This window comes from Pseudomonas sp. SDO55104_S430, assembly GCF_054070595.1.
On sequence record NZ_JBSVXG010000175.1, the window covers coordinates 1 to 12,534 of the forward strand.

General features: G+C 59.6%; 9 protein-coding genes. 3 read left to right on the top strand and 6 right to left on the bottom strand.

What is annotated here, in order from left to right; genetic code table 11:
• Positions 1 to 123: 123 nt before the first annotated feature.
• Entirely contained in the window at positions 124 to 1,095 is a 972-nt protein-coding gene (gene yjiA, locus ACW9JE_RS23210; RefSeq protein ID WP_457434066.1) for a GTPase, read from the top strand.
• Positions 1,096 to 1,155: 60 nt separating this feature from the next.
• Here the strand turns inward: yjiA and ACW9JE_RS23215 are convergent, their stop codons facing one another.
• The 4 genes from ACW9JE_RS23215 to ACW9JE_RS23230 all read right to left on the bottom strand — a co-directional run bounded on the left by ACW9JE_RS23215 (position 1,156) and on the right by ACW9JE_RS23230 (position 7,778).
• Positions 1,156 to 1,719 carry a hypothetical protein gene (locus ACW9JE_RS23215; protein WP_224534169.1) on the bottom strand — a complete coding sequence of 188 codons (564 nt, stop codon included), beginning with the start codon at positions 1,717 to 1,719 and terminating at the stop codon, positions 1,156 to 1,158.
• A 22-nt stretch (positions 1,720 to 1,741) separates the two neighbouring features.
• Complete coding sequence (locus ACW9JE_RS23220; RefSeq protein ID WP_457434067.1) at positions 1,742 to 2,272, bottom strand: hypothetical protein; 531 nt, start codon at positions 2,270 to 2,272, stop codon at positions 1,742 to 1,744.
• A gap of 213 nt (positions 2,273 to 2,485) precedes the next feature.
• A complete protein-coding gene (glyA, locus tag ACW9JE_RS23225; RefSeq protein ID WP_457434068.1) occupies positions 2,486 to 3,739 on the bottom strand; it encodes a serine hydroxymethyltransferase in 1,254 nt (417 codons plus the stop codon).
• Between the two features lie 190 nt (positions 3,740 to 3,929).
• On the bottom strand, positions 3,930 to 7,778 hold the full coding sequence (locus ACW9JE_RS23230) for a sensor domain-containing protein (protein WP_457434069.1): 3,849 nt from the start codon (positions 7,776 to 7,778) through the stop codon (positions 3,930 to 3,932).
• A 287-nt stretch (positions 7,779 to 8,065) separates the two neighbouring features.
• Here ACW9JE_RS23230 and ettA point away from each other — a divergent pair, with 287 nt between their 5' ends.
• Positions 8,066 to 9,730 (top strand): energy-dependent translational throttle protein EttA, encoded by a 1,665-nt coding sequence (gene ettA / locus ACW9JE_RS23235; protein ID WP_175378856.1) that lies wholly within the window; start codon positions 8,066 to 8,068, stop codon positions 9,728 to 9,730.
• 371 nt (positions 9,731 to 10,101) lie between these two features.
• The gene (gdhA, locus tag ACW9JE_RS23240; RefSeq protein WP_457434070.1) at positions 10,102 to 11,439 is read left to right on the top strand and encodes an NADP-specific glutamate dehydrogenase; all 1,338 of its coding nucleotides are present in this window, start codon (positions 10,102 to 10,104) and stop codon (positions 11,437 to 11,439) included.
• On the opposite strand, the gene ACW9JE_RS23245 is transcribed toward gdhA, so the two are convergent.
• On the bottom strand, positions 11,436 to 11,930 hold the full coding sequence (locus ACW9JE_RS23245) for a GreA/GreB family elongation factor (RefSeq protein WP_457434071.1): 495 nt from the start codon (positions 11,928 to 11,930) through the stop codon (positions 11,436 to 11,438). The genes gdhA and ACW9JE_RS23245 overlap by 4 nt on opposite strands.
• A gap of 70 nt (positions 11,931 to 12,000) precedes the next feature.
• Positions 12,001 to 12,357, bottom strand: coding sequence for a hypothetical protein (locus ACW9JE_RS23250; protein ID WP_457434072.1), 357 nt, complete (start codon positions 12,355 to 12,357; stop codon positions 12,001 to 12,003).
• Positions 12,358 to 12,534 lie beyond the last annotated feature (177 nt).

Below are 12,534 nucleotides of genomic sequence, written 5' to 3' on the forward strand. Positions count from 1 at the left end.
GTGTTAGCGAAAGAGGTGTGTTGTTGAGCGTATATGTAGATGAACATGCCCTCTTCGCGAGCAAGCCCGCTCCCACATTTGTTTTGTGTTTGTCTTTAAATTTCATGCGACAGGAGATTCACCGTGTCCTCTCCCATCCCGGTCACGATCCTCAGCGGCTTCCTCGGCGCCGGCAAGACCACGCTGCTGCGCCATTTGCTCAAGGCCGAGCACGGCCTGAAGATTGCCGTGATCGAAAACGAATTCAGCGACGCCGGCATCGACACCCAGTTGTTGGGCGAAGAACCGGTGCAAGTGATGACGCTGTCCAACGGCTGCGTCTGCTGCACCATTCACACCGACCTGACCAAGGCCCTGTACCTGCTGCTCGAACGCCTGGACAGCGGTGAAATTGCCTTCGACCGTCTGGTGATCGAATGCACCGGGCTGGCCGATCCGGCGCCGGTGGCCCAAACCTTCTTCATCGACGAAGAGCTGCGTGAGCGCTACATCCTCGATGGCATCATCACCCTGGTGGACGCGGCGCATGCGGAGCAGCACCTGACTCAAACCATCGCCCAGGCGCAGATCGGTTTCGCCGACCGTTTGCTGGTGAGCAAGCGCGACCTGGTGGACGAGTCGGCTTTCAATGCCCTGAGCGAGCGCCTGACCCGCATCAACCGCCGCGCGCCCATTCGCGTGGTAGATCACGGCAAGATCGATCTGGCGGAAATGCTCGATGTGCGCGGTTTCAATCTCAATGCCGACCTGGGCGGCGGAGTGAGCTTGCGTCCGGTCAGTGCGGCGCCTTCCATCGACCGCATTTCCAGCCTGGTGCTGCGCACCGACAAGCCGCTGGATATCGACAAGCTCAGCGAGTTCATGAACGAGTTGCTGGAGGATCATGGCAAGCAGCTGCTGCGCTACAAGGGCGTGTTGAACATCCTGGGCGAACCGCGCCGCATGGTGTTTCAGGGCGTGCTGAAGCTGTACGGTTTCGATTGGGATACCGAATGGGCCGAAGGCGAGCCGCGGGAAAGCGTGATCGTGTTCATCGCCGATGATTTGCCGGAAGAGAAGATCCGTGAGGGGTTCGCGAGAGTCGCGGCGGATTGAGCAGGGCGGAGGCGGGCGAGAGCGTCGCTCATTGCCCGCCGGAGGCTGAAACCTGACGCATCAGACTTCGTCAGGATGATTGATGTAAGGTGCGTTTCTTTGAAGAATGTTCAGTTTGAAGGACAAGGGTGTTCCACCTTTGTCCCCTATATAAGTGTGTCCGGAATCATGGACGTTGTGAGCGTGAATCAATCCCGAGTTCTTGACTTGTAGAAAGATGGTTGTCGTATCTTCCTCAATGCAGTCGAGGTTGATCGGGCAGTGGTCTTTGTTGATTAAGTTAAATGTTGATGACTCTTCCGAGCGAAGTGCGCCAATCTTGCCTTTATCACTGCCAAGGCATTTTCCGTAATATTGTCCTGGCGTTCTTATGTAGAGGGTATAGCCGTGAGAGGTATGCCTGAAATATATCGTTAGTAAGTCAATGGGGTCGGCTGAAGTGTGGGTGCGAAGTGCCAGGAAGTGGGAGTGATCTATTCTTGGTGGCCGTCCTGTGAAAACTCCTCCACTGAACAAGGGCTTCGCTACATAGACCGGTCCGCCGTTGAAGGCTTCGAGAAAATGCAGTTGTCTATCGTCGACGCTCAGGTTCGCGATGAACGATTTCTGTCGATCCGTGCTCATGATTGGCTCCTTGCCAAGATGATCAAGCCGCGCCGCGACTGATGATATTAAGTCGGAAATCCAGGGGCTCCGAGCGGTGCGACTCCGTGCAGACGAGGCCGCCGACCCTGGTTTTGCCCCGCACGCTCAAGGTTTTGCCACCTCTGGTCTGAATCCTGATCTGAGGCTTGTCGTTGCTGAATTGGTCGAGGGTAATGATTCGCCCTTGCTGGTCGAGCAGGTTGTAGGTGGTTTGTCCGTCATCGGGCTTGAAGGCGCCAATGAAATCCTTGTCTTCATTGCTCAATGCCTGACGGTGGTAGAGGCCATTGGTAAGAAGATAGATGGAGTAGTAATCTTCAATGCAATAAAAGTAAAGCTTTAGTTGATCGGGCGGCGCGATTCCCATTACACATAGATTGGTAGAAGCGTTCATGTTGGCTTCAAATGACCACACGTCGTAATCCAGTTTTCTGATGTGCATGGTCTTGCCGTAGGTCAATCTGGGTAGATGCAAGTTTCCATGGTTGGTACTTATAGTGGCGACAAAAGAACGTTCTTTGTTGTGGCTCATAGGGTCAATTCCATTTGATTGAGTTCGTTGCTATAGGCAGTTGGTGCCTCGCTGTTTATCAAGCTAGCAGCAATGAAGTTGAAGTGAGATGGTGTTTTAATAAATTGATGTTTCTGAAGTTGCTGTTCAAAGCGTTGAAGTTGTTTTGCAAATAGCCGAATTTCGGGCAAAAAAATCCCGGCCACTGGGCCGGGATTTTTTATTGCTCTGCTATCAGGCGCCGTATACCGGCAGCTTCTTGCAGATGGCTTTGACTTTCTCACGAACGGCGTCGATCACCGCTTCGTTGTTCAGGTCAGCCAGGATGTCGCAGATCCAGCCGGCCAGTTCCTTGCACTCGGCTTCCTTGAAGCCACGAGTGGTCACGGCCGGAGTACCGAAGCGCAGGCCGGAAGTGACGAACGGGGAGCGTGGGTCGTTTGGCACGGAGTTCTTGTTCACGGTGATGAAAGCCTTGCCCAGAGCGGCGTCGGCGTCTTTACCGGAGATTTCCTGCTTGATCAGCGACAGCAGGAACAGGTGGTTCTCAGTACCGCCGGAAACCACGTCGAAACCGCGCTCGATGAACACGCTGGCCATGGCCTGGGCGTTTTTCACCACTTGTTGCTGGTAAGCCTTGAACTCAGGCTGCAGCGCTTCCTTGAAGCAGATCGCCTTGGCAGCGATCACGTGCTCCAGCGGGCCGCCCTGGGCGCCCGGGAATACCGCGGAGTTCAGCTTCTTCTCGATGTCGGCGTTGGCGCGAGCCAGGATCAGGCCGCCACGTGGACCGCGCAGGGTCTTGTGAGTGGTGGTGGTCACGACGTCGGCGAACGGAACCGGGTTCGGGTAGACACCGGCGGCAACCAGGCCAGCCACGTGGGCCATGTCGACGAACAGGTAGGCACCGACCTTGTCAGCGATGGCGCGGAAGCGTGGGAAGTCCAGGACCTGCGAGTAGGCGGAGAAACCGGCCACGATCATTTTCGGCTTGTTCTCAACAGCCAGACGCTCGACTTCGTCGTAGTCGATCAGGCCGTTGGCGTCGATGCCGTACTGGATGGCGTTGTACAGCTTGCCCGAAGACGAAACGCTGGCGCCGTGGGTCAGGTGACCGCCGTGGGCCAGGCTCATGCCCAGGATGGTGTCGCCAGCGGACAGCAGGGCCAGGTAAACGGCGCTGTTGGCTTGCGAACCGGCGTGCGGCTGAACGTTGGCGTAATCGGCGCCGAACAGTTCTTTTGCACGGTCGATGGCCAGCTGCTCAACGACGTCGACGTACTCGCAACCACCGTAGTAGCGCTTGCCCGGGTAGCCTTCGGCGTACTTGTTGGTCAGTACCGAGCCTTGAGCTTCCATCACCGCAGGGCTGGTGTAGTTTTCCGAAGCGATCAGCTCAATGTGCTCTTCCTGGCGCTGAGCTTCTTGCTCCATGGCGGCAAAGAGATCGGCGTCGTACTTGGCAATAGTCAAATCACGGCTGAACATGGCGGTCCTCAAGGATCGGGGGCGGAAAAGGGGGGCATTCTACCCCAACGGGTTTTGGAAGGCATATGAAAGGACGTCATGTCGCAGACAAGTGGGCTTCATGAGGGGATATGCGGCGTTCAGGCGTGCATTATCGCGAGCAGGGTACGCATTTCCAATGTGGGAGCGAGCCTGCTCGCGATGAGGGCCTTCAGTCGAACTCGAACAACGCGTCCTTGATGAACTGCTCTTCGAACCGGTCCGCCGGCACCGGGCGGCCGAACAGGTAGCCCTGGACTTCGTCGCAGCCGTGTTCGCGCAGGAAATCCAGCTGTTCCTGGGTTTCCACACCCTCGGCGATCACCGCCAGATTCAGGCTGTGGGCCATGGCGATGATCGCCCGGGCGATCTGCGCATCCTGCTCGCCCGAGGGCAGGCCATCGACGAAGGTGCGGTCGATCTTCAGCACATCGATCGGGAACTGCTTGAGGTAGTTGAGCGATGAGTAACCGGTGCCGAAGTCGTCGACCGCCAAGCTCAGACCGAGATTCTTCAGGCCATCGAGAATCTGCATCGCCTCGCTGACTTCGCGCATCAGGATGCTTTCGGTCAGTTCCAGCTCCAGGCACGCCGGCGGCAGGCCTGTTTCCTTGAGGATGGTGGCGATCCGCGTGCCCAACTGGCCATCGGAGAACTGCCGCGCCGAGATGTTCACCGAGACTTTCGGCACCCGCATCTCGGCCTGATGCCAGGTCTTGAGCTGGCGGCTGGCCTCGCGGATCACCCAGTCACCCACATCCACCACCAGGCCCAGTTCCTCCAGCACAGGAATGAAGTCCGCCGGCGGCACCATGCCGCGGCGCGGATGACGCCAGCGCAGCAGGGCTTCGGCGCCGGTCAAACGTTTGCCATCGCCGCTGAACTGCGGCTGATAGAACAGCGTGAACTCGTTCTGTTCCAAGGCGTGACGCAGATCGCTTTCCAGCTCCAGACGCTCCAGGGCGCTGGCGTTCATGTCCGCCTGATAGAACTGGAAGTTGTTCTTGCCGCGTTCTTTGGCGTGGTACATCGCAGTGTCGGCGTTCTTCATCAACTGGCTGAGTTCGTTGCCGTCCTGCGGGCTCAGGGCGATGCCGATGCTGGCCGTGACGAAGAACTCGCGGCCTTCGAGCACGAACGGCTTCACCAGCCCGGCGAGAATTTGCTCAGCCACGTGAATCGCCCGGTTCAAGGCGGTTTCACGGTTGGCTCGAGGTTGCAGGAGCAGCGTGAACTCGTCGCCGCCCATGCGCGCCACGGTGTCGTCATCGTCGACGCATTCGAGCAGACGGGTCGCCATTTCCTTAAGCATGCGGTCGCCCGCGGCATGGCCCAGTGAGTCGTTGATCGGCTTGAAGCGGTCGAGGTCGAGGAACATCAGCACCACCCACGACTTCTGCCGTTCGGCCGCTTGCAGGGCGGTGTGCAGGCGGTCCTGGAACAGCGAGCGGTTGGGCAGGTGCGTCAGGGCGTCGTAATAGGCCAGGCGGTGAATCCGCTGCTCGCTGGCCTTGCGCTCGCTGATGTCGCTGAAAAAGCACACGTAGCTGGCCAGATCGCCTTCGTCGTCGAACACCGCAGTGATCCCGACCCAGGCCGGGTAATGCTCGCCGTTGCGCCGCTTGAGCCAGACCTCGCCTTCCCAGGTGCTGTTCTGGTTCAGTTGCTTGAGCACATATCGCAGGTGGGCTTCCTGCTGCTCGTCGACGGTCAGCATGTTCGGCAACTGGTCGAGGACCTGTTCCACTGCATAACCGCTGACACGGCTGAAGGCTTCGTTAGCCTGGACGATGTAGCCGGCCGGATCGGTGATCAGGATCGCCGAGGTCGAGTGCTCGAAAACCGTGGCAGCCATGCGCAGGTCTTTTTCCGCGCGGCGCTGCTGGCTGACGTCGCGACCGACCCCGAGAACGCCTTCGAACGCGTCGTGCTCGTCCCAGACCAGCACCAGTCGCAGCTCGATCGGAATCTTGCGCCCGTCGGCCCGCAGGCAGTCGAACAGGAACAATTGCGTCTGCACCTGGCTGCGCAGCAGCGCCAATTGCTCGGGTTGATCCAGCGCCTTGCTGACCCGTTCCATCAGACTGTAGATGCCGGTCAGCTGCTGCGGGTTGGCGATGGTCGAGTGCCAGCCGTTCTGGAAAATCCACTCGGCGTCGTAGCCCAGCACGGCCTGCACCGACGGGCTGACGTAGTTGAGGCTCAGACGGCTATCGGTCGAGATGATCACGTCGCTGATGCTTTCGGCGAGCATCCGGTAGCGCTGCTCGCTGTCGCGCAGCGATTCACTGGCTTCGATCTGCTCGGTAACGTCTTTTGCGACACCAATGATGCGGGTCACCTGGTTGTGCTTGTCCCGGGCCAGGGCCTGTTCGCGAATGTCGAAACGCCGCCATTCACCGTTGCGGTGGCGGAAGCGCAACTGGCATTGCATCAACTGGCTGTAGCCATCCTGGCGTTGCAAATGGCGCGAGCGGTGGTAGAAGTCGGCATCGTCGGGGTGCAGAAGGATTTCCCAGAAATACTCGCCCATCTGCTGCAGTTCGGTGCGGTTGTAACCCAGGGTCTGGCCCAGATGATGGTTGCTGAAAATCATCCGCTGGCTGATCACATCCTGCACATAGAGGTGATCGGGCACGGTACGCACCACGTCGGACCAGAAACCTTCACGCTCCTGCAGCGACAGCTCTGTGAGCTTGCGGCTGGTGATATCGGTGATGCTCAGAATCACCGCTTTATAGTCTTCCGGGCTTTGCGGCAGGCGCAGCACCAGCCACAGGTGCTGGTCGCGGCCGGCGGCGTCCTGGAGCTTGATCTCCAGTTCCAGCTGCTTCTGTTGATTGAGCGTGGCCTCGAGCACCTGATTGCCGATGGCGCTGCCATCCAGCGGGTTGCCTTCTATCAGCAGGTCCCAGGCCTGTTCGCGGGAGCCGACGTTGAGCAGTTGCAACGCCATCTGGTTGACTTCGGTAACGCGTAGCGCCTGCAGCAGCTGTCGGCGTTGTTCCGCGTCCTGCAGCCATTCGCGCAATTGCTCGGTGCTTTGCACGCGCGCCTTGTCGAAAGCGCTCATCAGGCCGGACATGTCGAGTACACACAGGGCCACGCCCGTGCCTTCGAAAATCTCCTGATAACGCCGGCGACCTTCATGCAGTTGGCTCTGGCGCCGGCGCATGTTCAGCAGAACGATAAAAGGCAGCATGGAGAAGGCCAGGCCCAGCAGGCATTTGCCGATGAAGGCCGGCAGCAGTTCTTCCAGCACCTGCTGGCGATCGAACAGCCCGCGCAGTTGCCAGTCGCTGCTGCTCAGGGGCACGGTCAGCACGCTGTCGTTCAGATCGTCTTCGGTCAGCGTTCCCCGGTTGACCAGGGGCAGCGCTTCATCGCGACTGATGATCTGATGGTTGTTGCGGTTTTCCACCAGCCACTGCGGACGGTGCTCGGCATCGCCCAGTTGGGTCAGGGAGGAGAAAAACGTCGGCTTGAAGCGCAGGGCCCAGTAGCCTCGGGCGCTGCCGCTGGCCTGATGCAGCAGCAGATGCACGATCGAGCCGTCGATGGCGTTGCTGAAATAGTGAGGCTGGGCACGACTGCGCCGCACCAGTTGGCCCAGGTAGTCGGCGTCTTCGCTGTTGCTCGCGCTGTCGGCGAGTACGACACCCGATGGGCTGAGCAAGGCGAGGCTGACCAGATCGGGCAGCGATTTCTGCAGCTTGCGCAGCAACTCCTGCTGTTCCTCGATGCCTTGCGGCTGTTCGACGATGGGCAGAAGGTTCAGGGCGATTCGAGCATTCAGCGCCATGTTCAGGCTGACTTGGGTGGCCAGGTCGGCGGTGTAATCGATGGTGTACTGACGCTGGGTTTTCTGTGTTTCTCGCAACTGGTCCAGCAATTGCCAGAACATCAGCGCGAGCAGCAACAGCACCAGAGTCGCCAGGGCGCTTTTCAGGGTTCCGCGCAGGGGCGAACCGTTCGCGGTTGTCGGCGCACGAGTGGTCAGGGGCGGAGGGGCAATGGACAAACTGTAATCCTGCGGTTGGGCTGGACTGGCGCGACGTGCACTATAAGCCGGACGCCCAAAGGGCGGCTAGCATGCCTTGAGTTGTGGCAAAGTGCCAGCCCCGCTCGGCTGGACGGCCTCTCGTCATTCAGGTAGCTTTGCCGGTTACGCGGGAGCGTTCCAGCTCCTAGAATCAGACTTTTTTCAGCGCGCACGCTTGGGTCTCCATCGAGCGGTCCACGCGCACGGTCTGGCCCGGGCATCGCCTGCGCTTTCATCATTCATCAGTCACTGACCCTAGGTTCTCCATGGCTCAATACGTATTCACCATGCATCGGCTGGGCAAAGTTGTGCCGCCGAAGCGGGAAATCCTGAAAAACATCTCCCTGTCTTTCTTCCCCGGCGCCAAGATCGGCGTGCTCGGCCTCAATGGTTCGGGTAAATCCACTCTGCTGAAGATCATGGCGGGTGTCGACACCGAGTTCGAAGGCGAAGCGCGTCCGATGCCGGAACTCAACATTGGTTATCTGCCGCAAGAGCCGCAACTTGATCCGACCAAGACCGTGCGTGAAGTGGTCGAGGAAGCGGTCAGCGTGATCAAGGACGCCCAGGCACGCCTGGACGAGGTCTACGCCGCCTACGCCGATCCGGATGCCGACTTCGACAAGCTGGCTGCCGAACAGGCCAAGCTCGAAGCGATCCTGCAGGCCAGCGATGGTCACAACCTGGAGCGCCAGCTGGAAGTCGCCGCCGATGCGCTGCGTCTGCCGGCGTGGGACGCCAAGGTCGAACACCTGTCCGGTGGTGAAAAGCGTCGTGTGGCCCTGTGCCGCCTGCTGCTGTCGGCCCCTGACATGCTGCTGCTCGACGAACCGACCAACCACCTGGACGCCGATTCCGTCGCCTGGCTGGAGCACTTCCTGCACGACTTCCCGGGCACTGTGGTAGCGATCACGCACGACCGTTACTTCCTGGACAACGTCGCCGGCTGGATTCTGGAACTGGACCGCGGTGCGGGCATTCCTTACGAGGGCAATTACTCGGGTTGGCTGGAAGCCAAGTCCGATCGTCTGGCCCAGGAATCCAAGCAGCAGTCGGCTCACGAAAAAGCCATGAAGGAAGAACTGGAGTGGGTGCGCAAAGGCGCCAAGGCCCGCCAGTCCAAATCCAAGGCTCGTCTGCAACGCTTCGAAGAAATGCAATCGCAGGAATTCCAGAAGCGCAGCGAAACCAACGAGATCTACATCCCGGCCGGTCCGCGCCTGGGTGACAAGGTCATCGAATTCAAGAACGTCACCAAGGGCTACGGCGATCGTGTACTGATCGACAACCTGTCGTTCGCCATGCCAAAAGGCGCGATCGTCGGCGTTATCGGTGGTAACGGTGCCGGTAAATCGACCCTGTTCCGCATGCTGATGGGCAAGGAAACTCCGGATTCGGGCTCCATCGAAATCGGCGAAACCGTGCAACTGGCCTGCGTCGACCAGAGCCGCGAAGACCTGGACGGCAGCAAGACCGTGTTCCAGCAGATCTCCGACGGTTCCGACCAGATCCGCATCGGCAACTACGAGATCCCGTCGCGTACCTACGTCGGTCGCTTCAACTTCAAGGGCGGCGACCAGCAGAAGTTCGTCAAGGACCTGTCCGGTGGTGAGCGCGGTCGTCTGCACCTGGCGCTGACCCTGAAGGAGGGCGGCAACGTCCTGCTGCTCGACGAACCGTCCAACGACCTCGATGTCGAAACCCTGCGTTCCCTGGAAGAAGCCCTGCTGGACTTCCCGGGCGCCGCCATTGTGATCTCCCACGATCGGTGGTTCCTGGACCGTGTGGCTACGCACATCCTGGCGTACGAAGACGACTCGCAAGCGGTGTTCTTCGAAGGCAACTACACCGAATACGAAGCTGACCGCAAAAAGCGCCTCGGCGAAGCGGCGGCCCAGCCGCATCGTGTACGGCACAAGAAACTGGCCTGATTTCGGGTTGGTTGCAAAGAGAACGGAGCCTTCGGGCTCCGTTTTTTTTGCCTGGATTTTTTCAGTGGCACCGCGTCGTACCCTTCGCGAGCAAGCCCGCTCCCACAGAAATATCAGTCACAGGAAATCCATCGACATACCCGGTCACTGTGGGAGCGGGCTTGCTCGCGAAGAGGCCGTCACGGATGGTGCAAAACCCGAAATGTGAATCCCTTTTCTGGTGCAAAAACCAGCAAAAAGCCCACTCGATTTATATCCTGTGCACCATTTAATTTCATCAATGCGACATTCTGCGCTGTTCCAGTGCGTGAATCCTTTGTTAAAGTCCGGCTCAAATTTTCCAACGACAATAAATTTGCCGAGACTTTTCCATGATCGAATCCGTCGAATCCTTCCTCGCCCGCCTCAAGCAACGCGACCCTGACCAGCCTGAATTCCATCAGGCCGTAGAAGAAGTTCTGCGCAGTCTGTGGCCGTTTCTGGAGGCCAACCCGCACTACCTGACCTCGGGCATCCTGGAGCGCATCTGCGAGCCGGAGCGGGCAATCACATTCCGCGTGTCCTGGGTCGACGATCACGGCAAAGTGCAGGTCAACCGCGGTTTCCGCGTGCAGATGAACAGCGCCATCGGTCCGTACAAGGGCGGCCTGCGCTTCCATCCTTCGGTGAACCTCGGCGTGCTGAAGTTCCTCGCCTTCGAACAGACCTTCAAGAACTCGCTGACCTCGCTGCCCATGGGTGGCGGCAAGGGCGGTTCGGACTTCGATCCGAAGGGCAAGAGCGACGCGGAAGTCATGCGTTTCTGCCAGGCCTTCATGAGCGAGCTGTACCGTCACATCGGTGCCGACGTTGACGTGCCGGCCGGTGATATCGGCGTTGGCGCTCGCGAAATCGGTTTCCTGTTCGGCCAGTACAAGCGCCTGAGCAACCAGTTCACCAGTGTGCTGACCGGCAAGGGCCCGAGCTACGGCGGCAGCCTGATTCGTCCTGAGGCTACCGGTTTTGGTTGCGTGTACTTTGCCGAGGAAATGCTCAAGCGTCGCGGTGAAACCGTCGAAGGCAAGCGCGTGGCGATTTCCGGTTCCGGCAACGTCGCGCAATACGCGGCGCGCAAGGTGATGGATCTGGGTGGCAAGGTGATTTCGCTGTCCGACTCCGAAGGCACCCTGTATTGCGAAAGCGGTTTGACCGAAGAGCAGTGGCAGGCGGTGCTGGAGCTGAAGAACGTCCAGCGCGGGCGTATCCGCGAACTGGCCGCTCGTTTCGGTCTGGAGTTCCTCGCCGGTCAGCACCCGTGGGGGCTGAGTTGCGACATCGCATTGCCATGCGCCACCCAGAACGAACTGGACGCCGAGGCCGCTCGCACATTGCTGCGCAACGGCTGCGTCTGCGTGGCCGAAGGCGCGAACATGCCGACCACGCTCGACGCGGTGGACCTGTTCATCGAGGCGGGCACCCTGTTCGCTCCGGGCAAGGCGTCCAATGCCGGTGGCGTGGCCGTGAGCGGGCTGGAGATGTCGCAGAACGCCATGCGCCTGCTGTGGACCGGCGGTGAAGTGGACAGCAAGCTGCACGCGATCATGCAGTCGATCCACCACGCTTGCGTGCATTACGGCGAGGAAAACGGCCAGGTCAACTACGTCAAGGGCGCGAACATCGCCGGCTTCGTCAAGGTTGCCGAAGCGATGCTCGCTCAGGGCGTGGTCTAAGTCGGCTCGATGCGGATGACCTCGATCAACTGATCGCCGGCCGGGCGCTGCCAGAGCACCTCATCGTTGAGTTGTGCCCCGAGCAGCGCCCGACCCAGTGGCGAGCCCCAGTTGATCAGGCCTTTAGCGGCCGCGGCCTGGTCTTCACCGACCAGTTGCACGCGGCGCTCGGTGCCGTGCTCATCGGCATAGGTGACCCAACTGCCTATCTGGACTTTGCTGGTTGAAGTCGCAGGGGGCACGACCTGAGCGCTTTGCAGGCGCTGAAGGAAATAGCGCAGATCCCGCTCAAGATTGACCAGCATCTGCTTGTCGACCTGATCGCCCAGCGCCGACTGTTGAGCATGCATTGACTGCAGCTCGGCGACCTTGTCCTGCAATTGGGCAAAGCCTGCGGGCGTGACGTAATTGGGCTGCGCGCTGACCTGTCGCTCGACCGGCTGATCGGCTTGCGCGGCGGCATTATCCTCATTGACGAAGGCGCGACTCATGGTTTCCTCCCGTTATAGGGTTTGGGCCATGGTTGCAGGCTTTTGGTTTCACTGAATGTCTATTAGCGACTTACGGCGAGCGATAGGCCCGGGCGGCGTCCTGGTCCTTTTGCTGTTGCCAGGCTTTGTCGCGCTCGCTCTGGTGGCTGTTGTAATAGTCCTGACGGTCCTGGCTCTCGCGCATGGCCTGGCATTGTCGGAAACCATCGCTCCAGCCTTCGGCGTAGTTGTTGTCTTTCAGATAGCGCGGCACGTTCTTGCGAAACTCGCCGGTGATGGCGCCCGCGGCTTGGCGGCCACTGCTGCAGCCGTCATCGAAACCATCGGCAAACGCCGGCGGATAACCTCTGGCGATCAGATCTTCGTGGGTTGTCTGGCAACCCGCAATCAACAGCGACAAACCAATCACACCTGCACAACGCAACATCTCGGGCTCCCGGACCGTTAAACGGCCTACAGGGAAAGTCTAGGTGCGGGTTCGTCAGTGCGGCGTGAAAGAAAGATCAAAAGATCGCAGCCTTCACTGTAGGAGCGAGGCTTGCCCGCGAAGAGGCCGGCACATCCCACACTTATGTCTCCTTCGACACCCCCTTCTCTGGCCAGC

Coding starts and splice junctions, on each gene's coding strand:
- ACW9JE_RS23215 (WP_224534169.1), bottom strand. CDS start 1,719: ATGAGCACGGATCGACAGAAATCGTTCATCGCGAACCTGAGCGTCGAC.
- ACW9JE_RS23220 (WP_457434067.1), bottom strand. CDS start 2,272: ATGAGCCACAACAAAGAACGTTCTTTTGTCGCCACTATAAGTACCAAC.
- glyA (WP_457434068.1), bottom strand. CDS start 3,739: ATGTTCAGCCGTGATTTGACTATTGCCAAGTACGACGCCGATCTCTTT.
- ettA (WP_175378856.1), top strand. CDS start 8,066: ATGGCTCAATACGTATTCACCATGCATCGGCTGGGCAAAGTTGTGCCG.
- gdhA (WP_457434070.1), top strand. CDS start 10,102: ATGATCGAATCCGTCGAATCCTTCCTCGCCCGCCTCAAGCAACGCGAC.
- ACW9JE_RS23245 (WP_457434071.1), bottom strand. CDS start 11,930: ATGAGTCGCGCCTTCGTCAATGAGGATAATGCCGCCGCGCAAGCCGAT.
- ACW9JE_RS23250 (WP_457434072.1), bottom strand. CDS start 12,357: ATGTTGCGTTGTGCAGGTGTGATTGGTTTGTCGCTGTTGATTGCGGGT.